We start from the raw sequence: 24,214 nt of genomic DNA on the forward strand, positions 1-24,214 counted from the left end.
GTGAACCAAAACTAAAAGTGGTGACAGAGACTTGATGGGGATTGTTGATGCAGGACGCTAGCCATCGTCCTGCATGGCCCCCCTGCTTTATTGCGAGCGAGGCACCTGCGGGCCGCTCGGCGCTGCCGGAGCCTGCTGCTGCTGCTCGTCCGCCTTCTTCAGCGTGTCCAGAATACCGCCCGACGTCGGCGCGGTGATCGGGTTGGCGCCGCCAGCTGGCTGGGTCTGCGACGCAGGTGTGCCGATGATCGAGGACGGCGCGCGGTTGTAGCCAGCGTACCAGGACAGGAACAGGCTGGTGAGGAAGAAGCCCGCCGCGAGGATCGCAGTGGTCCGCGACAGGAGATTCGCGGTGCCGCGGCTCGACATGAAGCCCGCGCCTCCGCCCATGCCGAGGCCGCCGCCTTCCGACTTCTGGAGCAGCACGGCGCCGATCATGACGGCAACGATCATGAGGTGGATGACGATGACAACGGTCTGCATGCGATCCTTCCGTCACAAGCGGGCGGCGCCTGACGGCGGCCGATCGCGCTTCGCGGGTTTTCCTGAAGTTGCGCGGTGTTACACGATCGGAAGGGGCATTGCCACCCCCGATCGCCCCCGGATTAAGGCTTTGGGTTAGCTAGGGGCAGCCTTGCGCAATCGCAAGGAAATCGGCCGCTTTCAGGCTGGCGCCACCGACCAGCGCGCCATTGACGTTGTTCACCGCCATCAGCTCGGCCGCGTTCGATGGCTTGACCGAACCGCCATAGAGGATTCGCATCTTGGCGCCGTCGGCCTTGAACCTGATGGTCAGGAGTTCCCGGATAAAGCCATGAATTTGCTCGACATCCTTGGCCGTGGGGGTAAGGCCCGTGCCGATCGCCCAGACCGGCTCATAGGCGACGACCAGATTTGCGGCCGTGGAGCCGTCCGGGAGTGAGCCGTCGAGCTGGCCGCGCACGATGTCCAGGGTCTGGCCGGCATCGCGTTGGGCCTGCGTCTCGCCGATGCAGACGATGGCGACCGCCCCAGCCCGCCAGGCGGCTTCCGCCTTCTGCCGGATCACCGCATCGCCCTCACCATGGTCGGCGCGGCGCTCGGAATGGCCGACAATGATGGCGCTCGCGCCCGCATCAGCGAGCATTTCGGCCGCGATATCGCCGGTATGGGCGCCGGAGGCCTTGGGATGGCAATCCTGGGCCCCCACGGCGACCTTCTTGCCGCGCGCCTTGTCCGCGAAGGCCGCGATCAGGGTCGCCGGCGGGCAGACCAGCAGATCGGCCTTGCCTGACACCTCTGCCGCGCCATTGAGCATGGCGTCGAATTCAGCGGCCTGGGCTTTCAGGCCATTCATTTTCCAGTTGCCGGCGATCAGGGGGCGGATGGTCATGTCATTTTCCAGCAGAAATGGGGTCGTGCATGCGCTAGCAGAGCTATCGCGGCAGTTCCAGAGACCAGAGGCCTTTAACCGCAGCTTCGAGTGGCGGCCTGACCTGAGGTTGCGGCGGAAAAGGTGCCACTTTATGATGCCATATCAATTTGGTGACGCGCTTTTGCGGAATCTGCATTAAGACGCGCTCCCGTTCCCTTCCTTCAGACAAGTTGGACCAAATGCTTCGAGGAATGCGCAAGGCCTCATCAAACTGGGTCGGCAAGACCATCATGGCCGTCGTGATGGGCGTGTTGATCATCAGCTTCGGTATTTGGGGCATCGCCGACATTTTCCGGGGCTTCGGGCAGTCCACGGTGGCCAAGGTCGGCCATACCGAGATTTCGCTGAACGAGTTCCGCCAGATCTACACCGACCGCCTCCAGCAGATCGGCCGTCAGTTCGGCCGCCCGCTGAGCTCCGACCAGGCACGGGCGTTCGGCCTTGATCGCCAGGTGCTGCAGCAGACGATTGCGGAAGCTGCCCTCGACGAGAATGCGCGCCAGCTCGGACTCGGCCAGTCCGACGAGCAGATCCGCCAGTTCATCATGAGCGATCCAAACTTCAAGGGCGTCGACGGCAAGTTCGACGCGAACCGCTTCCAGGGCCTGATCCGCAATTTCGGCTTCACCGAGCAGCGCTACGTCGCCGAACAGCGCAAGGTGGCGCTGCGCCGCCAGATCACCGGCACGATCGGCGCCGGCCTCGAGCCGCCGAAAACCATGCTCGACGTCGCAACGCGCTTTCAGAGCGAGCAGCGCGCGATCGAGTTCGTCAGGCTCGACACGGCGCAGGCCGGCACCATCGAGGCGCCCTCGCCCGAGGCGCTCGCCGCCTATTTCGAGGATCACAAGGTCCAGTTCCGCGCGCCCGAATACCGCAAGATCGTCTTCACCGTGATCTCGCCCGAGGACATCGCCAAGTGGAGCGACGTCTCCGACGCCGACGCCAAGAAACTGTTCGATCAGCGCAAGGACCAGCTCTCCACACCGGAGAAGCGCCAGATCCACCAGATCGTGTTCCCGAACGTCGCCGAGGCGCAGGCAGCGCGCGAACGCCTGGCCGGCGGGCTCTCCTTCGAGGACCTCGGCAAGGAGCGCGGGCTGAGCGCCACCGACGTCGATCTCGGACTGAAAACCAAGTCCTCGCTCGATCCTGCGCTCGGTGATGCCGCCTTCGCGCTCCCCGTTGGCGAAATCAGCCAGCCGATCGAGGGCCCCATTGGCGTCTCGATCGTCAAGGTCGACAAGATCGAGCCCGGCGCCGAGGCCGACTACGCAAAATTCGCCGGCGACGTGAAGCGCCAGATCGCGACCGAGCGCGCGCGCACCAAGGTCGGCGAGCTGCGCGACAAGATGGAGGACGAGCGCGGCGCCGGCACCAGCGTCGCCGATGCCGCCCAGAAGCTCGGGCTCACCGCGGTGACGATCGATGCGGTCGATCGCTCCGGCCGCGCCCCGAACGGGCAGACTGTCGCCGACATCCCCCAGGGCCTCGACGTGGTCTCGCAAGCCTTCAACAGCGATGTCGGCGTCGACAACGACCCGATTTCGTTCAAGGGTGGCTATGTCTGGTACGACGTACTCGCCATCACCCCGTCGCGTGACCGCAATCTCGACGAGGTCCGTGACCAGGTCGAAGCGCGCTGGCGCCAGGATCAGATCGCGACCAAGCTGAAGGCAAAGGCGACCGAGATGGTGCAGAAGCTCGAACAGGGCGGCAAGCTCGCCGACGAAGCCGCTGCCGTCAGTGCCAAGGTCGAGACCGCCAGCGGTTTCAAGCGCGACGACTCTCCGGCCGGCGTGCCGGCGAACATCGTCGCGGCCGCCTTCCGCACCGCCAAGGACGGCGTCGGACAGGCGCCCGTGACCGGCGGTGCCGAAGTCATCGTCTACCGCGTCACCGACATCGTCGATCCCCCGGTCGATGCCGCCTCCGACGCCGCCAAGAAGCTGAAGGAGACCGCCAGCCGATCGCTGACCGACGAGCAGGTCGCCTCCTACGTCAACAAGCTTGAAGCCGACATCGGGACCACCATTAATCAGGCCGCCTTCGCGCAAGTGACCGGCGCGAACCAGTGAGTTGAAAGCACGCGATGGACGACCTGAAATCGATCATTGGAAAAGTGGCGACCGGCGCCAGCCTGTCGCGTGAGGAAGCCGCAGCCGCGTTCGACGCGGTGATGTCCGGCGAGGCCACACCCTCGCAGATGGGTGGCCTGTTGATGGCGCTCAGGGTCCGTGGCGAGACCGTGGACGAGATTACCGGCGCGGTCACGGCGATGCGCTCGAAGATGCTGACGGTCGAAGCGCCTGCGGAGGCCGTCGACATCGTCGGCACCGGCGGCGACGGCTCCGGCTCGGTCAACGTCTCGACCTGTGCCGCGTTCATCGTCTCGGGCACCGGCCTGCCCGTCGCCAAGCACGGCAACCGCGCGCTGTCCTCGCGCTCGGGCGCCGCCGACGTCTTGGCCTCGCTTGGCGTCAAGATTGATCTCAAGCCCGAGCAGGTCGGCCGCTGCGTGCGCGAATGCGGCATCGGGTTCATGTTCGCGCCCGCGCATCATCCGGCCATGAAGAACGTCGGCCCGACCCGGGTCGAGCTCGCGACACGCACGATCTTCAATCTGCTCGGCCCCTTGTCCAACCCGGCCGGCGTGACGCGGCAGATGGTCGGCGTGTTCTCTCGGCAATGGGTGCAGCCGCTCGCGCAGGTGCTGAAGAATCTCGGCTCCGAATCCGCCTGGGTGGTGCACGGCTCCGATGGCCTCGACGAGATCACCCTCACCGGCCCGACCTTCGTGTCCGCGCTCCACAATGGCGAGATCCGGAATTTCGAGGTCACGCCCGAGGACGCCGGCCTGCCGCGCTGCGAGCCCGGCGCGCTCAAGGGCGGTGATGCCGATGCCAATGCGATCGCACTGCAAAGCGTGCTCGACGGCAAGCCCAGCCCCTATCGCGACGTCGCGCTGATGAACGCCGCTGCGGCGCTGGTTGTCGCCGGGCGCGCCAAGGACCTCAAAGAAGGCGTCGCGATCGGCGCAAAGTCGCTCGACAGCGGCGCTGCCAGCGCACGGCTGAAGCATCTGATCGCGGTCTCCAACAGCTGAGCCTGTCATGTCCGACATCCTGACCAAGATCGAGGCCTACAAGCGCGAGGAGATCGCGGCGGCCAAGCGTGCGCGGCCGCTCTCCGCGGTCGAGGCACAGGCCAACGCACAAGTCGATCCGCGTGGATTTTTGCGTGCCATCAAGGCCAAGCACGCCAATGGCGACTACGCGCTGATCGCCGAGGTGAAGAAGGCCTCGCCGTCGAAGGGGTTGATCCGCGCGGATTTCGATCCGCCTGAGCTTGCCAGGGCCTATGAGGCGGGTGGTGCAGCCTGCCTGTCCGTGCTGACCGACACGCCCTCGTTCCAGGGCCATCTCGATTTCATGGAGGCAGCGCGCGCGGCGACCTCGCTGCCCGTTCTGCGCAAGGATTTTCTGTTCGACACCTATCAGGTCGTCGAGGCCCGCGCGCACGGCGCCGATTGCATCCTCATCATCATGGCCGCGCTCGATGACGCCACCGCCAGGGACCTCGAAGACGCCGCGATCGCCTACGGCATGGACGTGCTGATCGAGATCCACGATCGGGCCGAGCTCGACCGCGCGCTGAAGCTGCGGTCGCTGATGATTGGCGTCAACAACCGCAACCTGCGCACCTTCGAAACCACCCTTGCGACCAGCGAGACGTTGGCGCCGCTCATCCCGAGCGAACGCCTGATGGTTGGAGAGAGCGGCATCTTCACGCCTGCCGATCTCGCCCGGCTCGAGCGCGTCGGCATGTCGACGTTCCTGGTCGGCGAGAGCCTGATGCGGCAGGCTGACGTCACGGCTGCCACGCGCACGCTGCTCGCGCGCGAGACGAAGGCCCGCGCCACGGGCACGCGCTGACATGGTGCGCACGCCGTCCAGGACGAAGCCTTCAAAGAAGCCGAGCCCTGCCCTCACCCATATCGGCGCCTCCGGCGAGGCGCGGATGGTCGACGTCTCGGACAAGGCCGCAACCGAGCGGCTCGCCGTGGCCGAAGGGCGCGTCATCATGGAGAAGGCGACGCTCGACCTGATCGTCTCCGGCAACGCCAAGAAAGGCGATGTGCTCGGCACGGCGCGCATCGCCGGAATCATGGCGGCGAAGCGCACATCCGAGCTGATCCCGCTCTGTCATCCGCTCGCGCTCTCGAAGGTCACAGTCGACATCGAGCCCGACGCGAAGCTGCCGGGCTGCGTGGTCCGCGCCAGCGTGAAGGTCACCGGGCCGACCGGGGTCGAGATGGAGGCGCTGACCGCCGTCTCGGTCGCCTGCCTCACCATCTACGACATGATCAAGGCGGTGGAGCGTGGCGTGCGCATCGAGGGCATCCATCTGATCGAAAAGCTGGGCGGCAAGTCGGGCCACTACCGCGCTTGATGCCGCGATCACTTCAGCGACGCGCTGATCGATCCGAACTTGGTGTTGAGCTTGCTGCCGAGGCCATTCACCACGGTAATGACGGCGACCGCGATGCCGGCGGCGATCAGGCCGTATTCGATCGCGGTTGCACCGGATTCATCGGTCCAAAAATTCTTCAAAGTCTTTTTCAAGATCGCGTCCTCTCTGCGTCGTTGCAAATCGGGTTTGCAAGACGCGGGCCATTGCAACGCCGAGGATGGTCAACAGGTTAGATGGTTAAGCGTTGATTGCCATCGCTGCGACCGGCAAGAACTGACCGGCATCGCGATCGTCCCAGGAAAAACCTGCACACCTCTCGCGCTACCTATCGATTGCATTTGCGCGTTTCGGTTTGTGTGGCGTTAACCGCGCTTCCTAACGTCGCCTCCACATCGATCCCGTAAACCGACGGATGTCATGGGGATCGAGAGCTGACCCTGACGTGTGTGCGGCGACGAACGACAATGATGACAAGATACGGCAGCCGACTCCTCGACCAGGCCTTTGTACGCAGCGGACCGATCCGCTGGCTCGTCGTGGGCGGCGCACTGCTGATCGCGGCGATCGCCGTCGGCGCCGTGCTGATGGCGCAGAATTTCCGCGAGCGCGCGTTGCGCAATTCCGGCCGCGAGCTGGAAAACACCGCGCTGCTGCTCGCCCATCATTTCGATCAGCAATTGCAGGATTTCGCGGTCATCCAGAAGGATTTCGTCGACCACGTGCGTTTGACCGGAATCACGACAGCGGCAGAGTACCGCAAGCGCCTCGCTGGCCAGGACGTGCACCAAATGCTGCGTTCGAAGATCGATGCGCTTCCCTACATGGGCGGTGTCAACGTCATCGACGCCGACGGCAATCTGATCAATTCCTCGATCGTCTGGCCAGTCCCGCAGGTCAATGTTTCTGACCGCGCCTATTACCGCACCTTCCGATACGATCCGCAGGCGCCCGATGTGCTGATCGAACCGGTGCACAGCCGCATCTCGGGCGCCTGGACCATCCTGATCGTGCGCAAGATCATGGGACCGCATGGCGAGTTCATGGGCCTGATCGGGCGTGGCATCGAGCCGGCCAATTTCGAGAAGTTCTTCGAAAGCGTCGTGCTCGGGGAAGGTGCCACGATCTCGATGCTGCATCGGGACGGCACATTGCTGGCGCGCTTCCCGCATTCCGCCGAATTGATGGGCCGAAATTTCAGGAACGGCTCTTCCGAGCAGCAACAGATTTTCGCGCTCGACCACTTCGCCGGACGCTTCATCAGTCCCGTCGACGGTGAGGACCGGCTGGTTTCCGCGCGCGCCCTACCCCACTTCCCGATCCTGATGATGGCGACGACCACGCGCGCGGCGGCGCTCGCCGACTGGCGCGAGCAGATCGGCATCCTGATTTCGGTTGCCGCCGCGTCTGCCCTGGCCATCGCGGGCGTGCTGATCGCAATCGTGCGCAAGCTGCTGGAGCAACACCGCCTGTCACGGGAGCGGTTGATGCTGGAGAAGCAGCGTCTCGACCGCGCCGTCAATAATATGACCCAGGGCCTGTTGCTGTTCGACGCCTCGCAGCGGCTCATCGTTTGCAACCAGCGCTATATCGAAATGTACGGGTTGTCGCCTGAGGTCGTGAAGCCAGGCTGCAGCTTTCGCGACATTATCGCGCACCGCAAGACCACCGGCTCTTTCACGGGCGATGTCGACCAGTATGCCGCGCGTGTGCTGCGCGACATCCATGTGCGTAACTCCATGGTCGTCGACACCGGCGATGGCCGTTCGATTCAGGTGGTCAACGAGCCTCTCGACGATGGCGGCTGGGTCGCGACCCACGAGGACATCACCGAGCGCCGTCGCACCGAGGAGCGCATCACCCATCTCGCCCATTACGACGCGCTGACAGACCTGCCCAACCGCGCCATGTTCCATGAACATCTGCGTCAGCAGCTGCTCGCCATCGTCGATGGCGAACAGCTTGCGGTGCACTACATCGACATCGACGAGTTCAAGGGCGTCAACGACGCACTCGGCCATCTCGTCGGCGACGAGCTGCTGAAGTCGGTGGCGGAGAGCCTGCGCTGCTGCGCCGCCCCGACCGATTTCGTCGCACGGCTCGGTGGTGACGAGTTCGCGATCGTGCAGAGCGCCGTGACCTCGCAGGACCAGGTCAGCGACCTCGTCGCACGCGTTTTCGCCGCGATCCGCACGCCGTTCGATTGCATGGGCCATCACCTCACCACCGACGCCAGCATCGGCATCGCGCTGGCGCCGGAACACGGCGACGCCCTCGACCAGATCCTGAAGAACGCGGACATGGCCATGTACGCCGCCAAATCCGCCGGGCGCCGCACCTATCGCTTCTTCGAGCCTGACATGGACGCCAAGGTGCGCGAACGGCGCCAGCTCGAAATCGATTTGCGCCACGCCATCGCTTATGGCGGCCTCGAGGTTTATTACCAGCCCTGCCTCAGCTTAAAGGACGACCGCATCACCGGCTGCGAGGCGCTGGTGCGCTGGCGCCACCCCGAGCGCGGTATGGTCTCGCCGGCCGAGTTCATCCCGATCGCGGAGGATACCGGGCTGATCAACGAAATCGGGGAATGGGTGCTGGCGACCGCCTGCCGCGACGCCGCCGCCTGGCCCGACGACATCCGCCTGGCCGTCAACGTCTCGCCGGTACAGTTCAAGAGCGGCACGCTGGCGCTGAAGATCATGGCGGCGCTGGCCTCCTCCAACCTGCCGGCGAGCCGGCTCGAGCTCGAGATCACCGAGGCCGTGCTGATCCGCGACGACGAGACCGCGCTTGCGATCCTGCACCAGCTCCGCGCCATCGGCGTGCGCATCGCGCTCGACGATTTCGGCACCGGCTACTCCTCGCTGAGCTATCTGCACCGCTTCCCGTTCGACAAGATCAAGATCGACCGCTGCTTCGTCAACGACATCGCCGGCCCCGACGGCTCCGCCAGCATCGTGCAGGCCGTGGTCAACCTCGCCAGCGCCCGGCGCATGGCGACGACGGCCGAGGGCGTCGAGACCGAGGAACAGCAGCGGCTGCTGCGCACGCTCGGCTGCACGGAAATGCAGGGCTATCTGTTCAGCGCCGCGAAGCCGGCCGACAAGGTCGTCGAGCTATTCGCGCTCCATCGCAGCCGCCTCGCCCAGCGCGAAGGCAGCGAAGCTCGCCGCCGCGAGGCAAGCTAAAGCCACTGCTGGGCTACGTTTGAGGCGAAGAGTTCAAGCTGAGACGATGTCCGGAAACGAATTCGCCCGAGAGCGGCAACCCACTCCCGGGCGATCGATGTCTCGAAGTTTGAGGGCCTAGTTCGGCACCGCCGTCTTCGGCGCGGGCTTGGCGGCCGCCGCATTCACGGTGACGCCGTGCAGGAAGTCGTAGGCCGCGTGCAGCGCCTTGTCGTCCTTCTCTTCCGGCGGGACATAGGACTGCGAGCCGGTCTGCTCGGCGCCCTCGGCATTCTGCAAATGGCCGCGCATCTGCGACTCCGCCATGGTGTCGACGCGGCCCTTCAGCTCGGCCGGCACGTCCTGGAGGATCTCGATGTCGGGCGCGATGCCCTGGGCCTGGATCGAGCGGCCCGACGGGGTGTAGTAGCGCGCGGTGGTCAGTGCCAGCGCGCCGTTGCCGGTACCGAGCGGAATGATGGTCTGGACCGACCCCTTACCGAACGAGCGGGTGCCGATCAGCGTCGCGCGCTTGTGGTCATGCAGCGCACCGGACACGATTTCCGAAGCGGAAGCCGAGCCGCCGTTGATCAGCACGACGAGCGGCTTGCCCTTGGTGAGGTCGCCGCCATGCGCGGTGAAGCGCTGGGTCTCTTCCGGATTGCGGCCGCGGGTCGAGACGACCTCGCCGCGCTGCAGGAATGCGCTAGACACCGAGACCGCCTGGTCGAGCAGGCCGCCGGGGTTGTTGCGCAGATCCATCACATAGCCGACGAGCTTCTCCTGCGGGACGTCCTTGGAAATCGAAGCGATCGCCTTCTTCAGTCCGTCGGTGGTCTGCTCGTTGAACGAGGTGACGCGGATGTAGCCGATATCGCCGTTCTCGACGTGGAAGCGCACCGGGCGGACATGAATGATCTCGCGCGTGATCGCGACATCGAGCGGCGCATCGGCTCCCTTGCGCACGATGGTGAGCTTGGTCTTGGTATCGACCGGGCCCTTCATCTTGTTGACGGCCTGCTCGAGCGTCATGCCCTGCACGTTCTCGCCGTCGATCTTGCTGATGAGGTCGCCGGACATGATGCCGGCCTTGGTCGCCGGCGTGTCATCGATCGGCGAGACGACCTTGACCAGGCCCTCCTCCATCGTGACCTCGATGCCGAGGCCGCCGAACTCGCCGGAGGTGGTCTCCTGCATCTCGGTCCAGGCCTTGTCGTTCATATATCGCGAATGCGGATCGAGCGAGGTCACCATACCGGTGATCGCGCCTTCGATCAGCTTGGCATTGTCCGGCTTCTCGACGTAGCTGGCCTTCACCCGCTCGAACACTTCCCCGAACAGATTGAGCTGGGAATACGCATCATCCGCACCCGCCGCCGCCCGTGCCGCCCATAGTCCGCCCTGCGGACCGGATATGAGGAGGGTCAGGCAGGCTCCGGTGAGCGCGCCCAGGGGGAACAGCAGGGTTTTCCGCATGGAATGGTTGGCCTTTTCGCTTGGGACGGGACGCCACGCAAATGGAGATCCTGCCCGGTTCTCACAATACCATTCAGGTTTCTTCAAGGCCGGGCTGCCACGCCCGCGGGTATACCGCAAAAATCCCTTCGCCCTGGCCTAAACTTTTGGCAACGTTCCGAAACAATCGCCCGCCAGACGGGAATCAATCGGCCGAGCCACGCCTCGCAGCTATGCGATTTTAGGATGGTTTTGGAGAGCCGGACGAGATAGGCGATGACATAAGGCTTCAAATTCTCGGGAGGATAACAATGAACGAAGCACTCCGGCCGGAACGGAACGTCGAACTCGGTGCCAGCGACGAGCCGTTCCAGAACCTGCACGAATTCATCCGGAAGGCGCGTTCCAACCTCAACCAGAACGCCTGGGACTACATCGTCGGCGCCGCCGAGACCGAGACCACGATGCGCCGCAACCGCATGGCGCTGGACGAGATCGCTTTTCGCCCGCGTGTGCTGCGTGACGTGCGCAAGGTCACCGGCTCGGTCGAGCAATTCGGCCGCAAGATGCGCCTGCCTGTGGTGCTCGCGCCCGTCGGTGCGCTGGAGATTTTCGATCCCTTTGGCGCCGCCAGCGTTGCGCGCGCGGCCGGCACGTTCGGGGCATCGCACATGCTCAGTTCGGTCTCCGAGCCCGGCCTGGAAAAGACCGCCGAGGCCGCCCCCGATGCGCTGCGCATGTACCAGCTCTATGTCCGCGGTGATGACGCCTTCGTCGCCGACGTCGTCAGCCGCGCCGAGAAGGCGAGCTATGCCGCCTTCTGCCTGACCGTCGACACCGCCCATTACAGCCGTCGTGAGCGCGACATCGCCAAGCGCTACGTTCGCGAGAGCCGCCTGCGGGCCACCGGCGGCGACTACCAGAAGGGCCTGGAGTGGCGGACCGTGAAGATGATCAAGGACAAGTTCAGGATCCCACTGATCCTCAAGGGCATCGCCACCGCCGAGGACGCGCAGATCGCAATCGATCACGGCGTCGAGTGGATCTATGTCTCCAACCATGGCGGCCGCCAGCTCGATCACGGCCGCGGCGCGATGCATGTGCTTCCTGAAATCGTCGACGCCGTGAAAGGCCGCGCCAGGATCATGGTCGATGGCGGCATCTGCCGCGGCACCGATATCGTCAAGGCGATCGCGGCGGGCGCGGACCTCGTCGGCATCGGCCGGCTGCAATGCTGGGCGCTGGCGGCGGCCGGCGAAGCCGGCGTGGCGCGCATGCTGGAGCTGCTCGAGGACGAGGTGCTGCGCTGCCTTGGTCTCCTCGGTGCCACCTCGTTCGCCGAGGTCAACAAATCCTGCTTGCACCCGGCCACCGCAACCAATGCGCCGAGTGTGTTCAGCGCGTTCCCGCTGTTCGACCACGAGCCCTATCGATACTGAGCGAAAGCATGCAATGACCTCCCTCTCTCCCGGCAGTGCGGATGCGCTTCTGTTCGATCTCGGGCGCGTCGTGCTCGACATCGATTTCTCCAAGGCGATCGCCTGCTGGGCGGCACATGCCGGCTGCAGGCCCGAAGCCATCGTCTCGCGCTACGTCCGTGACGAGGCCTATCGGCTGCACGAGGTCGGCAGGATCAGCGACGCGGACTATTTTCAGTCGCTGCGCACATCATTGGGCATCGGCATTTCGGATGCGCAATTCCTGGAAGGATGGAATGCGATCTTCGCCGGCGAGATGCCCGACATTGCGGAGCTGTTGCCGCGCGCGGCGCAGCAGCTGCCGGTCTATGCGTTCTCCAACACCAACCGCCCGCATGTGGACCATTTCTCGAAGGAATATGCCGATCTGCTCGGCCATTTCCGCGAGCTGTACCTGTCCTCGAGCATCGGCCTGCGCAAACCGGATGCGGAAGCCTTCGACCATGTCGTCGCAGCGATGGGCATACCGGCGAACCGGATCGTGTTCTTCGATGATCTCGCCGAGAACATCGAAGGCGCGCGTGCCCGCGGCCTGACCGCGGTGCATGTCACCTCGCCAAAGGATGTCGGGAACGCGCTGCGGGCACTCGGGATCTGACGGCCTCCTCGTTCCGAACCGCGCGCTTCCGGAACAATTTCACCCGGAAGCGAGGAACCAAAACACTGTGTGCATTTTTATACGAAGTTCCGGGAACGGAATGCCTGCGTCCGGACTCTACAGTCCGTTGGGAATTCTACGAACGGACGTATCATTGTGTTGGGCAAAACCTACCTCACCAAGCAGGCCTCCCTGCTGGTCAAATTCGCCAGGACCACCTCGGACTCTGAGCTCTCCGCCAAGCTGATGAGCAAGGCTGCGGATCTGAAGTCTCAGGCCGATCCGATGCCCGACCGGGATCAGGGCCCCAAAGCACCTGACGTTGCGGACGACGAAAATTCCGCTCGTGGGGTTCCCGTAACACCATCATGATGCGCAGCGGCTGCAGGTGACCCCGGTCGGCAGCAAGTGGACCGAGAATGCGGTGCCGCTTGCCTCCCGCCAGGCGGAGCTGGTGCGGCTGTTGTTGCAGAAGTGGCTGGCTTCAATACACGCTCAACTATTTTGCCTCATCGCGCACACTCGGCTAGAACGCTTGCCGCAATCCGATTGCGTTGCCCAAGCTGGAGTTCTGCCGTGGCCCTTATGCCGGTATCCGATGCGCTAGCCGCCGTGCTCGCGGGTGCTAAGCCGCTGGCTGAGGAAACGATCGCCCTCGATCAGGCCTACCACCGCGTGCTCGCGCGCGACGTCGCCGCGCTGCGGACGCAGCCGCCCGAGGCCATGTCGGCGATGGATGGCTATGCCGTTCGCGCGGCGGATGCGACCAAGGTTGATACGCAGCTCACGGTCATCGGCGAGGTTGCCGCTGGCCGACCGTTCACGGGCGTTGTCGGTGCTGGCGAAGCCGTGCGGATCTTCACTGGCGGCGTTGTTCCCGCCGGCGCAGATGCAGTCGTGATCCAGGAGGACATCGTCGCGGATGGCAAGCGCATCACGATCAAGGAAGCCGCCATCACCGGACGACACATCCGCCCCGCCGGGATCGACTTCTCGGAAGGTGACGTGCTCCTGCGCAAGGGCGCGCGATTGACCGAGCGCGACCTCGCACTCGCCGCCGGCATGAACCATCCGCAGCTGAGCGTTCACCGCCGCCCGAAGGTCGCAATTCTCGCCACCGGCGACGAATTGGTGATGCCGGGCGCGACGCTCGGCCACGGCCAGATCGTCTATTCCAACGGCTACGCCCTCCATGCGCTCGCCCGCAGCGAAGGCGCCGACACCGTCGACCTCGGAATTGCCGCCGACACGCTTGCCGCCACCACCGCTGGCATCCGCCGCGCACGACAGAGCGGTGCCGACATCCTGATCACCACCGGCGGCGCCTCGGTCGGCGACCACGATCTGGTGCAGCAGGCGCTCCGGGACGAAGGTATCTCGATGGCGTTCTGGAAAATCGCGATGCGTCCGGGCAAGCCGATGATGAACGGGCAGCTCGGCGAGATGCGCGTGATCGGCCTGCCCGGCAATCCCGTGTCATCCTACGTTTGCGGGTTCCTGTTTCTGGTGCCGCTGATTCGCGCGCTATCGGGTCGTTCGGTGATTCATCATCGCCGCGAACGTGCCATCCTTGGCCGCGACGTCGGCGCCAACGACCAGCGCGAGGATTATCTGCGCGCGCGCCTGGAGACGCGTGACGACGGCACGCTCCTTGCCCTGCCCGTCAATCATCAGGACTCCTCGCTGCTTGCGAATCTCGCTGCGGCACAGGCACTTCTCGTGCGCACGCCGTTCGCGCCGAAGGCCGAAGCCGGCACGCCCTGCGAGGTGTTGCGACTGCCCGTGTGAGCGTACCGTTCGCAACCGTTCCGCGAACTTTGCCGCGTTCACGGTAAATTAAGCAGTTGCGGAACATGTATCGAACATATAGTGTCCGTTCATGATTTGTTTCGAGCATGTAGCGGCTTATGGCCGAATTCAGCGTCTCGGAATCGAACGACATCATCAGGGGGATTTTGGTCGAGATGTTAACGCGCAAACAATACGAGCTCCTGCGGTTCATCAGCGAGCGCCTGAAGGAAAGCGGTGTGCCGCCCTCCTTCGACGAGATGAAGGACGCGCTCGATCTGCGCTCGAAGTCGGGCATCCACCGTCTGATCACCGCGCTCGAGGAGCGCGGATTCATCCGCCGCCTGCCGAACCGCGCCCGCGCGATCGAAGTGATCAAGCTGCCCGAGCTGCAGGCCGCCGCCGGCAGCCGCCGCGGCTTCACGCCGAGCGTTATCGAAGGCAATCTTGGCAAGGTGCGTACCACGTCGAGCCCGCCCGCCGATGAGGGCGAGCGTCCCGTCGCGGTGCCTGTCATGGGTCGGATCGCGGCCGGTACGCCGATCGAGGCCTTGCAGACCCGCAGCCACACCATCAGCGTCCCGCCCGACATGCTTGGCGCCGGCGAGCACTACGCGCTCGAAGTGCGCGGCGATTCCATGGTCGACGCCGGCATTCTCGACGGCGACATGGCGCTGATCCAGCGCAACGAGAGCGCCGATACCGGCGATATCGTGGTGGCCCTGATCGATGACGAGGAAGCGACGTTGAAGCGCTTCCGCCGTCGCGGCGCCTCGATCGCGCTCGAGCCCGCAAACTCCGCCTATGAGGTCCGGATCCTGCCGCCCAACCGGGTCAAGATCCAGGGCAAGCTGATCGGGCTCTACCGGAAGTACTGAGTTATCTCGCGCCGCCTTTTTGGCGCGCCATCCTGATGGAGCGGACGATTGTCCGCTCCGGCTGGATAGTCTTTCTGGTTTTGCACAGATTATCCGGCCACCTCTCCAGCGCTACATCCCCGGCATGCCGCAACGAAGCAAGCATCGCTTCGATAGGCCTTTGAGAGACCGAGGAGATGACATGCGCACGATCATATTGGCCACCGTCACAATGGCGCTGATCGCAACGTCAGTGTCGCAAGCCTTCGCCACGCAGCCGCAGCATCACGCCCGCAAGGCAGCGCAGGCGACGAGCGCGCAATTCCGCGATGCCCGCAATGCCGTCGAGCAACAGACGCAGCCGGCTTGGCCGTATTCGGGCTGGTCGGCTCCTGCCGGCCGCTGACGGAGGTTCGCCGAATGCACGGGAGCAGGCTTTGTTCCCAAGGCGCTCGGGAAAGATAATGTGATTGCGGGCCGCAGATCGGAGCCGCAGATTTGCCCCCAACATCGCATATGATTGCAGGCTTCCACTCTGATAGAGGCCTGCGCCTCAGAAGAGGCGCCGGTGCTCTATCGCTGATGAGGAGCACCCGATGTGTGACTACAGCCTGCATGCCGTCGCGACGCGTCCCGCAGAAATCGGCGAGACGATCGTCACGACAACCTTCCGTGGCACTTCGACGCGCGGCTTCGCCTCCGAAGCCGACATGTCTGTCGCGGTCTGCCTGTTGCCGGGAACGGAGCTCGCCTTCGCCGACAACGTCCGCTACGACAACAGGTGGATCTGGACGCGCACCATCAATTCGCGCGTCGGCAAGTTCGGCAAGGTCGATCCGCACATTCCCGATCGGCATCACGACGCGATCGAGTTCCCCGATGGCAAATACGTGCTGGTGACCCAACTCGTCGAAGGCCAGCGCGCAACGGTGCTGCAGCTGCCGGTGACCCAGACGTTCGGCGAGCGCGAGCGCAAGCCGCAGATCATCGCCGACAGTCGCCCGACGCCCCCGCGCCTGCCGATCGGCTGAAGCGGATATCAGTCCTCGGCCTGCTGGTCGGCTTCCGCCGGTGTTGCGTCCTTGGCACGCTGTGCCGCCGACCGAGGCATGAGGGTCGTCTCGAAATCTCCATCGCCGGCCGCGGCCGGCGACCAGGGTCGGTTTGCGCCCCTCGCCTTCACCGACTGGATCGCAAAGCCGTCGCCGCGCCGGGTCAGCGCCAGGGCGCCCTGGCTCATCAGGCGCGGCCGATCGACCACCATCGCAGTGCAATCGGCGGGCGCCGGCCTTGTCGTCACAACAAGCGCAGCGCGGCTGCAATCATCGGCCAGCGCGTCGATGCGTAGCGCCAAGGCGACCATGCGGCCATCGGCAAGCGGCGTCACGCAGCCGGCATCGTCGCATGACACACCATCACCAAGCGAGGCGCTGGCCGCATCGCGCGGGTCAGCGTCCGCGGCAAGCCACTCCTTCAGCAGGAAATTGTCCTTCTTCGTCCCGATCAGATGCAGTTGCCCGTCCCTGCCTCGCGCCGCGATGGTCTGGCCGTCAGCGGCAATCAGGATATCGGGTTGCCGAACGGACAAACCCCAGACGGTCGCAGCCACGAGCACGCACGCACCCGACCAGCGCAGCGGCGTGCGCAACAGGCCCATCAGGACGAGCCCCAGGCTCGCGGCAATCAGCGGCGCGGTGCCGAAGGCGCCGACGTGACCGATCGCACCCGGCAATGCCGCCACCCAGCGCGTGACCAAAATCATCCAGTCGATGCCGATCCCCATCAGCCACCAGAACACGCCGTCGAGCCCGAATGGCGCTGCGAGCAATCCGAGCAGCCCGGCGGGCATCACCAGTGCCGAGACCACCGGCATCGCGCCGAGATTGGCGAGCACGCCGTAGGGCGTGATGCGGTGGAAATGGAAGGCGGCATAAGGCGTGGTCGCAAGCCCCGCGATCATGGATGCCATGAACAGCATCGCGATCTCGCGGCCGCCCCATAGAGCAATCCGCGCGGTGGTCGAATGATCGGGCGAAGCGAACAGCTTCGGCATGCCGATCTGCACCATTGCCACCAGCCCAAGCGTTGCCGCAAACGACATTTGAAAACTCGGATGCACCAGCGCTTCCGGCGCGACCGCGAGCACGATCAACGCCGCCACCGCGAGCGTGCGGAACGTGATCGCCCGACGATCGACGATGACGGCGATCAGCACGACGGCCGTCATGAAGAACGATCGTTGGGTTGCGACCTCAGCGCCCGAGAGCAGCAAATAGAATGCAGAAGCGACCAGTGCCGCGGCGGCCGACCATTTCTTGATGGCAAAGCCCGCCGCCAGTCCCGGGATCAGCGCGAGCAGCGCGCGGACCGTGAAGAACACAACGCCGGCGACGACCGCCATGTGGTAGCCGGAAATCGAGAGGACGTGGCCAAGCCCGGAGATAAACATCGCATCGTTGACGGGCGTGGTGATTGCGTCGCGCCGGCCGGTCAAGAGCGCGGTCGCGATCGCGCGGTTGTCGCCGTCGAGCACGGCGCGGATGCGGGCATCGATCGCATCGCGCAGGCCCTGCATGATCGCAGCGTATCGTAGCTGCAATCCGCCTGAGGCTGGGGGGGTCACAGTTGTGATCGCCCCCATCGCAAAGCCGGAGGCACCGATGCCCTGAAAGAACATGTCCCGCGAGAAATCGTAGCTGCCCGGCCGCAGCGGCGACAGCGGCGGCATCAGCCGTGCCTTCAATTGTGCGAAGCTGCCGACATCGGGCGCGGTGCCCTTGCGCACGGAGAGACGAACGCGCTCGAGCTTCACGTCACTGCGCTGCGCATCCATCGTGGTGACGTGCAGCACGAAACGGTCGGTGCGTTCGCGGATGTCGCGGGTTTCGACGAAGCCCGACAGCGACACTGAATAAAGAGGCTTTGCGAGCACCGTGTGCGCGATGCGCGCCGTCTTCCACGTCGCCGCAGCAAATCCGGCCGCGACCGCCGCGATCATGATGGCGGGCGCGAACAGCCGGCTTCGTCGCAGAAGAACGGCGCCGAGCGCGAGCGACGCCGCCGTCGCGACAGCAACCCACAGCACGGGTTCATGATCGGCGGCGAAGTAGAGCGCGATGCCGCAGCCGAAGGCGATAGGCACCCAGGGGAACAGCCGCCCGGCACCGGCTTCGGCCTTCGCCCATTCGCGTAGCGCCCCAGCAAACGACGACCATACGCCAACACCGGCTGGCACGAGGCCGCTCGTCCCCGCCCGGCCTATGGGCCAGGTTCCGGCAATCCCTGAACGTTGAGGCCGGCCTGGCTCCGCCATTGAGCGCTACACCTTAAGGTACACGACGAACATCGAAGCTACTTGAAGCTGCCCGGCGCGGGATAGCGGAACAGATGCAGAAACCCGGGGGGAGAAGGGAGAAGGTGCCGGCGAAGACGTGGAGGCCACACGGGAGGATGAACACGGCAGTGGCCGGCCGGCTACCAGCCGACGTGCACGCCGCCCTTTCCGGCATAGCTGCGCGCGGTGTCGTTTGTGTAGGAGTATTCGCCCGCCGCGAACAAGGTCACCCTGCCCATCCGCCAATCGAGACCGACTGCTCCGTAAGCGCCGGTCACCTTGGCGGGGTCCGGGGTGGCGGCAAGGAAGTTCAGTCCGAGCAGAGCGACATTGACCTGGCCACCCGCTGTGCGCTGCTGGCCGAGCACGCCGCCGGTGACGCGCACGGTCGCGAGATTGCCATTGGCCGTGGTCGACGAGTTGGCAAAGGTCACCTCTGCGCGCTCCTCGAGCGCCCGCAAGTCCCGGTCCGCGACGGTGAGATCGGCAGCTCCTGCCCCAGTCTCGGCATAGCCGTCAAAATGCACATCGACGTAGCGGACTTTCAAGGCAGGGGTGACGGTGAAACCACGTCCATCGATATCGATACGTCGCCCGGCCACCAAAGATGGGCTGATGAACCAGCCGCCATAGGTTGCACTTGCACTCAGGAGCGCAAGACCGCCGCCGATGTTGCGGACAGTGGTGTTGTCGAGAGAGCCGCCGATCACAGCCAGATCGAGGAAGTTGGCCCCCCAGGTTTTTCGGCCATAGGCGCCACCGAACATGGTGTCGGTGCCGGAATTGCCGGCGCTTTGATAGAGATTGGTCCGGTTGGTGCTGCCGCCGATCAGAACAGCAATCTTCAGGTCGGGACCAACCAAGCGCTCGTAGCCGACCGCTCCGCCATACCCGGTCGTTGCGGCGCCGATGAACGCACCATTGGTCGCCTGCTGTCGCTGGCCGCCAAAGCCCTTGGCCCAGACCGTGCTGCCGTCGGCGTAAGTTGCGCTACTGGCCTTGAACGCCGGCGCCTCGGCATAGCCCAATGCATCCGGCGGAAAATTCGTAAATGCATCGAACGGGGATGCTTCACTGTCGAGGGCGGCGAATGAGTTCCGACCACCCGCCCCCGCACCAGGCACAAACACCGGCACATCTGGCAGCACCGACGAAATCCAGCCGGTGATGTCCATTATGGCGCGGTTCTGAGCACCGAATCCCGAGAGCTCGCCGACGATGATCTGGTTCGGCGTCACGACATACGGATTGCCGGCCGTCGCAACAGTCGAGAGCGTGGCGTCGAAATTGGCGGTGTTCAGGATCCAGCTTCCAGGCCCGAAGGTGACCTTGTCGGCGCCACCGCCGAAATCGACCTTGCCACCGAACCGTGCTCCTGGAAGCACAGTCAGCGTATCGGATGCCGCGACGCCGCTGGCGTTAAGCTGGATGGCGATGCCACTGGTGCCGATGATCGTACCGGAATTACTGACGTCGCCACTCGCAAGCGCGACAATGCCCGACGCGCCCGAGATCATTCCGGAATTAGTCACGCTGGCGGACGTCTGAGCGTAGATCCCGGCGCTGCCGCCGATGATGCTCCCGGAGTTTGTAACGGTCGCGCTGGTGAAGGCGTAGACGCCGTAGCCGTTCGTACCCATGACCGTTCCGGAATTGGTCAGGCTGACACTCGTGCCTGCAACGATACCGCTGTTGGTCCCCGTGACAACGCCAGAATTGCTCACGGTCGCGGCACCGCCAACCGCCCTAATGCCAGCGAAACCCGTGCCCTTGATCGTGCCGGAATTGGTCACGAACGCCGACGACAAAGCAAAAATGCCGTTACTGTGGGTCCCCGTGATCGTGCCGGAATTCGTCAGGTTCACGATAGCGCCGCGGATGCCATCCCATCCCGTGATAGCGCCGGAGTTGGTCACGTTGGCGCTGCTGCCGGAAACGATGCCGTAGAACAAACCGCCGGCAATCGTGCCGGTATTGTTCACCGTCGTGACTCCGTAGGAGTCCAAGCCTCCGAAAGTTCCAGCGATGGTGCCGGAATTGACCACCGTCGCGCTGCCCGTCGTGAACACGGCCGTGCCGAAAGAGCCGCTGGCCGCGATCGTGCCGGAGTTGGTGATCGCGATGTCACCGCCCGCAGAAACCGCAGAGCCGCCCAAGCCCGTCGCCGCGATGATTCCCGAATTGCTCACCGCCGCGTTGGTGTTGGCATAAATCGCGGTGCTGTTGGCCCCGGACGTCGAAATCGTGCCGGAATTGGTCACGTTGGCGGAGGCATTGGCTATGATGCCGCCGGTGATCCCGGTGATGGTGCCGGAGTTTGTCACACTCGCACTCTTGAAGGCGTAGACGCCCTGCTGGCCGCCCGTGATGGCGCCGGAATTGATCACGGTCGCAGCATCGCCGGCGGCGTAGACGCCGTAACCGCTCGCGCCCGCGACCGTTCCGGAGTTCGTCAGGCTGACGCTGGAGGCAGCCGAAACGCCGGTGTTGCCCGATGTAATTAAGCCGGAGTTGGTCACCTGAGCGGAGCCGTTGAAGGCGTAGATGCCGTTGCCGCTCGTGCCGGTGATGGTGCCCGAGTTCGTGACTACCGCGGAAGTATTTGCCGCAATGCCGTTGGAGCCCCCCGAGATCGTGCCGGAGTTCGTCAAGGTCAGGGCGCCGCTGACCACATTGATGCCGGCGGAACCGGCGCCGGTTATGGTACCGGAATTCGTCACGACCGCGGTCGACAACGCATAGACGCCGTAGCCATGGGTCCCCGTGAGGGTGCCGGAGTTCGTCAACGTGACGACACCGGCGCGGATGCCGTCCCATCCCATGATGGTGGCGGAATTGCCTACATTGGCGTCGGCGCCCGACACGATCCCATAGAACAGGCCGCCTGCAATCATGCCGGAATTGGTCACCGTAGCGGCGCCGTAGCTATCGATGCCTCCAAAGCTTCCGGAAATGCTGCCCGAATTGGCCACCGTCGCGCTGCCCTGAGTGAAGATGGCAAGGCTCAACGAACTGTTGGCCGCGATCGTGCCGGAATTGGTGATCGCGATGTCCCCGGTCGCAACTACGGCAAAGCCGTTGGCGCCGGCCCCGGAGATCGTGCCGGAATTGATCACTGCGCCCGACCCGTAGGCGATGCCGGCCGAATTTCCGGTCACAGTCGCGCCCAGGAGCACGGTCGTGTTTAGGTTGGTCTCGATGCCAGAACCAAAACCGTTGACTCCAGCGCTGGTACCAGGCGAGCCGCTGCCCTGGTTGGTCGTCGTGCCCGTGCAGGTGGCCGTGACGTCATTGCCGGCAGCCGGCGCGCAATCGGCGTAGGCTGGCGCGGCTGACGCCGCGATCGCCATCCCGCCAATGCAACCCGAAGCTGCCAACAACACTGCGCGTGCCCCGGTCAGGAGGCGGCGCGCCCCACCCCAATTCCCATTCACCACGTGTCCCCAACTTCCACGTGAGGTTGTCGCACGGTGCTCGCAGCGCTGTAAATGTCAGCCATGTGGGTCCCGATCAAAAAGGGACCCTGTTGCCCTGGAGACACGTGGCCCGGCTGGCGGAGCCTAGCCCCGTCAAATCAGCGGCGCCTTCGCCGAGGCATGGTGATTGACAATCTTCCAGTCGCCGTCCTCGCGCATGATGACCCAGCTCATCTTGACGACGAGATCGGGCCGCTCGCCGGCGAGATCGAAATTGATGGTCGCGCCCATGTTGATCAGGTCAGGCCCTGCATGCGCCGCCTGCACGTCGAAAAAGGTGGCGCTCGGATTGCGCCAGCGCGGCAGGCCGTTGACATAGTCGGCGACGCCGTCCCTGCCCCGATAGAGTTTTGGGTTGGAGCCGAAGAAGAACGCGTTCCGTGAATAGAGCGACGACAGCGCGGCTGCATCGAGCGTCGCGAAGCCGGCGCACCATTTCGCGATGATGGCTGAAACGATGGCGTCGGCATCGTTGCTCATGAGCCTTGCCCCCGTCAGCCTTTGGCGACTTCCTTCGCGAACGTGTCACGCAGGCCGATGGTGCGGGAGAACACCGGCTTGCCCGGCGTCGAATCCTTGTCGCGCACGAAATAGCCCTGGCGTTCGAACTGCATCGGCTCGGTCGAATTGCTCTGCGCAACCGACGCCTCGATCCGAGCGTCTGAGAGAATCTCCAGCGAGTTCGGATTGAGATCGGCTGCGAAGTTCGAGGCATCCGGGCTGGGGTTCGCAAACAGCTGGTTGTAGATGCGGATCTCCGCGGGCACCGAATTCGCCGCCGGCAGCCAGTGCATGGTCGCCTTGACCTTGCGGCCGTCGGGCGCGTTGCCGCCCTTGGTCGCGGGATCGTAGGTGCAGCGCAGCTCCACCACCTCGCCCTTGTCGTTCTTGATCACGCCGGTGCACTTGACGAAATAGGCGTAGCGCAGCCGCACCTCGTTGCCGGGCGACAGACGGAAGAACTTCTTCGGGGGATTCTCCATGAAGTCGTCCTGCTCGATATAGAGCTCGCGGCCGAACGTGATCTTGCGCGTGCCGGCGCTCGGATCGTCCGGGTGGTTGATCGCCTCGAGCTCCTCGCTCTGCCCTTCCGGATAGTTCTCGATCACGACCTTCAGCGGTCGCAGCACGCCCATACGGCGCTGCGACGTGCGGTTCAATTCCTCGCGGATGCAGAACTCGAGCATGCCGACATCGACCACGCTGTTGGCCTTGGCGACACCGATGCGCTTGACGAATTCGCGGAGCGCGGCCGGCGGCACGCCGCGGCGGCGCATGCCCGCCATGGTCGGCATGCGCGGATCGTCCCAGCCTGCGACGTGACCGTCGCGGACAAGCTGGGTCAAGACGCGCTTGGACAGCAGCGTGTAGGTCAGGTTCAGGCGCGCGAACTCGTACTGGTGCGGCTTGGACGGCACCGGCAGCTTTTCGATGAACCAGTCATAGAGCGGCCGGTGATCCTCGAACTCCAGCGTGCAGATCGAATGGGTGATGCCTTCGATCGCGTCCGACTGACCGTGCGCATAGTCGTAGCTCGGATAGATGCTCCACTTGGTCCCGGTGCGCGGATGGTGCGCGTGCAGGATGCGATAGAGCACGGGGTCGCGCAGATTGATGTTGCCCGCGGACATGTCGATCTTGGCGCGCAGCACCCGCGCGCCGTTCGGGAATTCGCCCGCCTTCATGCGGCGGAACAGGTCGAGATTCTCGTCCACGCCGCGGTCGCGGAACGGCGAGTTCTTGCCGGGCTCCGTCAGCGTGCCGCGCGAGAGCCGGATCTCCTCCTGGGTCTGGTCGTCGACATAAGCGAGCCCGTCGCGGATCAGCTTCTCGGCCCATTCGTACAGGCGGTCGAAATAATCGGAGGCGTAGAACAGGTTCTTGCCCCAGTCGTAGCCGAGCCAGTGCACATCGGCCTGGATGGAATCGATATATTCCTGCTCTTCCTTGACCGGATTGGTGTCGTCGAAGCGCAGATGGCAGCGCCCCGGAAACTCCTGGGCGATGCCGAAATTGAGCGCGATCGACTTGGCGTGGCCGATATGCAGGTAGCCGTTCGGCTCCGGCGGGAACCGGGTCACGATCTCCTTGTACTTGGCCTGATCGAGGTCGGCCTGGATGATGTCACGAATGAAATCGCGCCCAACCTCAGTCGCCACCGGTTCTGTCATTACGAA

The 24,214-nt window shown here is 64.5% G+C and carries 19 protein-coding genes; 11 read left to right on the forward strand and 8 right to left on the reverse strand.

Going from position 1 to position 24,214, the window contains the following annotated elements; translation table 11 throughout:
- Nucleotides 1-87: 87 nt before the first annotated feature.
- On the reverse strand, nt 88-483 hold the full coding sequence (gene secG / locus M2427_RS08135) for a preprotein translocase subunit SecG (RefSeq protein WP_280705726.1): 396 nt from the start codon (nt 481-483) through the stop codon (nt 88-90).
- A 139-nt stretch (nt 484-622) separates the two neighbouring features.
- Complete coding sequence (tpiA, locus tag M2427_RS08140) at nt 623-1,372, reverse strand: triose-phosphate isomerase (RefSeq protein ID WP_280705727.1); 750 nt, start codon at nt 1,370-1,372, stop codon at nt 623-625.
- A gap of 221 nt (nt 1,373-1,593) precedes the next feature.
- Between tpiA and M2427_RS08145 the strand changes: the two genes are divergently transcribed.
- Genes M2427_RS08145 through moaC form a run of 4 tightly spaced genes read left to right on the forward strand, consistent with a single transcriptional unit; the run spans nt 1,594 to nt 5,866 of the window.
- The gene (locus M2427_RS08145) at nt 1,594-3,492 is read left to right on the forward strand and encodes a SurA N-terminal domain-containing protein (RefSeq protein WP_280705728.1); all 1,899 of its coding nucleotides are present in this window, start codon (nt 1,594-1,596) and stop codon (nt 3,490-3,492) included.
- Nucleotides 3,493-3,506: 14 nt separating this feature from the next.
- The gene (gene trpD / locus M2427_RS08150; RefSeq protein WP_280705729.1) at nt 3,507-4,520 is read left to right on the forward strand and encodes an anthranilate phosphoribosyltransferase; all 1,014 of its coding nucleotides are present in this window, start codon (nt 3,507-3,509) and stop codon (nt 4,518-4,520) included.
- A 7-nt stretch (nt 4,521-4,527) separates the two neighbouring features.
- Nucleotides 4,528-5,349, forward strand: coding sequence for an indole-3-glycerol phosphate synthase TrpC (trpC, locus tag M2427_RS08155; RefSeq protein ID WP_280705730.1), 822 nt, complete (start codon nt 4,528-4,530; stop codon nt 5,347-5,349).
- A 1-nt stretch (nt 5,350) separates the two neighbouring features.
- Entirely contained in the window at nt 5,351-5,866 is a 516-nt protein-coding gene (gene moaC / locus M2427_RS08160) for a cyclic pyranopterin monophosphate synthase MoaC (RefSeq protein WP_280705731.1), read from the forward strand.
- A gap of 8 nt (nt 5,867-5,874) precedes the next feature.
- Here the strand turns inward: moaC and M2427_RS08165 are convergent, their stop codons facing one another.
- A complete protein-coding gene (locus tag M2427_RS08165; protein ID WP_280705732.1) occupies nt 5,875-6,039 on the reverse strand; it encodes a Flp family type IVb pilin in 165 nt (54 codons plus the stop codon).
- Nucleotides 6,040-6,351: 312 nt separating this feature from the next.
- Between M2427_RS08165 and M2427_RS08170 the strand changes: the two genes are divergently transcribed.
- On the forward strand, nt 6,352-9,072 hold the full coding sequence (locus tag M2427_RS08170) for an EAL domain-containing protein (RefSeq protein WP_280705733.1): 2,721 nt from the start codon (nt 6,352-6,354) through the stop codon (nt 9,070-9,072).
- Nucleotides 9,073-9,189: 117 nt separating this feature from the next.
- Here the strand turns inward: M2427_RS08170 and M2427_RS08175 are convergent, their stop codons facing one another.
- Nucleotides 9,190-10,527: a S41 family peptidase gene (locus M2427_RS08175; RefSeq protein ID WP_280705734.1), complete on the reverse strand. Its 1,338-nt coding sequence runs from the start codon at nt 10,525-10,527 to the stop codon at nt 9,190-9,192.
- A gap of 290 nt (nt 10,528-10,817) precedes the next feature.
- Between M2427_RS08175 and M2427_RS08180 the strand changes: the two genes are divergently transcribed.
- The 6 genes from M2427_RS08180 to M2427_RS08205 all read left to right on the forward strand — a co-directional run bounded on the left by M2427_RS08180 (nt 10,818) and on the right by M2427_RS08205 (nt 16,258).
- A complete protein-coding gene (locus M2427_RS08180; protein ID WP_280705735.1) occupies nt 10,818-11,945 on the forward strand; it encodes an alpha-hydroxy acid oxidase in 1,128 nt (375 codons plus the stop codon).
- A 13-nt stretch (nt 11,946-11,958) separates the two neighbouring features.
- Nucleotides 11,959-12,582 (forward strand): HAD family phosphatase, encoded by a 624-nt coding sequence (locus tag M2427_RS08185; protein ID WP_280705736.1) that lies wholly within the window; start codon nt 11,959-11,961, stop codon nt 12,580-12,582.
- A gap of 576 nt (nt 12,583-13,158) precedes the next feature.
- The gene (gene glp, locus M2427_RS08190; protein WP_280705737.1) at nt 13,159-14,370 is read left to right on the forward strand and encodes a gephyrin-like molybdotransferase Glp; all 1,212 of its coding nucleotides are present in this window, start codon (nt 13,159-13,161) and stop codon (nt 14,368-14,370) included.
- Between the two features lie 176 nt (nt 14,371-14,546).
- Nucleotides 14,547-15,248, forward strand: a complete 702-nt coding sequence (lexA, locus tag M2427_RS08195) for a transcriptional repressor LexA (protein WP_280706030.1) — start codon at nt 14,547-14,549, stop codon at nt 15,246-15,248.
- A gap of 181 nt (nt 15,249-15,429) precedes the next feature.
- On the forward strand, nt 15,430-15,633 hold the full coding sequence (locus tag M2427_RS08200; RefSeq protein WP_280705738.1) for a hypothetical protein: 204 nt from the start codon (nt 15,430-15,432) through the stop codon (nt 15,631-15,633).
- Between the two features lie 190 nt (nt 15,634-15,823).
- Nucleotides 15,824-16,258 (forward strand): hypothetical protein, encoded by a 435-nt coding sequence (locus M2427_RS08205; RefSeq protein WP_280705739.1) that lies wholly within the window; start codon nt 15,824-15,826, stop codon nt 16,256-16,258.
- 8 nt (nt 16,259-16,266) lie between these two features.
- Here M2427_RS08205 and M2427_RS08210 read toward each other — a convergent pair whose 3' ends face one another.
- From M2427_RS08210 to M2427_RS08225, 4 genes are all read right to left on the reverse strand, one after another.
- On the reverse strand, nt 16,267-18,540 hold the full coding sequence (locus M2427_RS08210) for a ComEC/Rec2 family competence protein (protein WP_280705740.1): 2,274 nt from the start codon (nt 18,538-18,540) through the stop codon (nt 16,267-16,269).
- Nucleotides 18,541-18,701: 161 nt separating this feature from the next.
- On the reverse strand, nt 18,702-21,911 hold the full coding sequence (locus M2427_RS08215) for an autotransporter outer membrane beta-barrel domain-containing protein (RefSeq protein WP_280705741.1): 3,210 nt from the start codon (nt 21,909-21,911) through the stop codon (nt 18,702-18,704).
- A gap of 219 nt (nt 21,912-22,130) precedes the next feature.
- The gene (locus M2427_RS08220) at nt 22,131-22,517 is read right to left on the reverse strand and encodes a nuclear transport factor 2 family protein (RefSeq protein WP_280705742.1); all 387 of its coding nucleotides are present in this window, start codon (nt 22,515-22,517) and stop codon (nt 22,131-22,133) included.
- A gap of 14 nt (nt 22,518-22,531) precedes the next feature.
- Entirely contained in the window at nt 22,532-24,208 is a 1,677-nt protein-coding gene (locus M2427_RS08225; protein WP_280705743.1) for a glutamine--tRNA ligase/YqeY domain fusion protein, read from the reverse strand.
- Between the last annotated feature and the right edge of the window lie 6 nt (nt 24,209-24,214).

This window comes from Bradyrhizobium sp. BR13661 (assembly GCF_029892425.1).
In the GTDB taxonomy this organism is placed as follows: domain Bacteria; phylum Pseudomonadota; class Alphaproteobacteria; order Rhizobiales; family Xanthobacteraceae; genus Bradyrhizobium.

Bases quoted from the DNA above. Each gene is read 5' to 3' on its own strand.
- secG (WP_280705726.1), bottom strand. From the start codon at position 483: ATGCAGACCGTTGTCATCGTCATCCACCTCATGATCGTTGCCGTCATG.
- tpiA (WP_280705727.1), bottom strand. From the start codon at position 1,372: ATGACCATCCGCCCCCTGATCGCCGGCAACTGGAAAATGAATGGCCTG.
- M2427_RS08145 (WP_280705728.1), top strand. From the start codon at position 1,594: ATGCTTCGAGGAATGCGCAAGGCCTCATCAAACTGGGTCGGCAAGACC.
- trpD (WP_280705729.1), top strand. From the start codon at position 3,507: ATGGACGACCTGAAATCGATCATTGGAAAAGTGGCGACCGGCGCCAGC.
- trpC (WP_280705730.1), top strand. From the start codon at position 4,528: ATGTCCGACATCCTGACCAAGATCGAGGCCTACAAGCGCGAGGAGATC.
- moaC (WP_280705731.1), top strand. From the start codon at position 5,351: ATGGTGCGCACGCCGTCCAGGACGAAGCCTTCAAAGAAGCCGAGCCCT.
- M2427_RS08170 (WP_280705733.1), top strand. From the start codon at position 6,352: ATGATGACAAGATACGGCAGCCGACTCCTCGACCAGGCCTTTGTACGC.
- M2427_RS08175 (WP_280705734.1), bottom strand. From the start codon at position 10,527: ATGCGGAAAACCCTGCTGTTCCCCCTGGGCGCGCTCACCGGAGCCTGC.
- M2427_RS08180 (WP_280705735.1), top strand. From the start codon at position 10,818: ATGAACGAAGCACTCCGGCCGGAACGGAACGTCGAACTCGGTGCCAGC.
- M2427_RS08185 (WP_280705736.1), top strand. From the start codon at position 11,959: ATGACCTCCCTCTCTCCCGGCAGTGCGGATGCGCTTCTGTTCGATCTC.
- lexA (WP_280706030.1), top strand. From the start codon at position 14,547: ATGTTAACGCGCAAACAATACGAGCTCCTGCGGTTCATCAGCGAGCGC.
- M2427_RS08200 (WP_280705738.1), top strand. From the start codon at position 15,430: ATGCGCACGATCATATTGGCCACCGTCACAATGGCGCTGATCGCAACG.
- M2427_RS08205 (WP_280705739.1), top strand. From the start codon at position 15,824: ATGTGTGACTACAGCCTGCATGCCGTCGCGACGCGTCCCGCAGAAATC.
- M2427_RS08210 (WP_280705740.1), bottom strand. From the start codon at position 18,540: ATGGCGGAGCCAGGCCGGCCTCAACGTTCAGGGATTGCCGGAACCTGG.
- M2427_RS08215 (WP_280705741.1), bottom strand. From the start codon at position 21,911: ATGGCGATCGCGGCGTCAGCCGCGCCAGCCTACGCCGATTGCGCGCCG.
- M2427_RS08220 (WP_280705742.1), bottom strand. From the start codon at position 22,517: ATGAGCAACGATGCCGACGCCATCGTTTCAGCCATCATCGCGAAATGG.
- M2427_RS08225 (WP_280705743.1), bottom strand. From the start codon at position 24,208: ATGACAGAACCGGTGGCGACTGAGGTTGGGCGCGATTTCATTCGTGAC.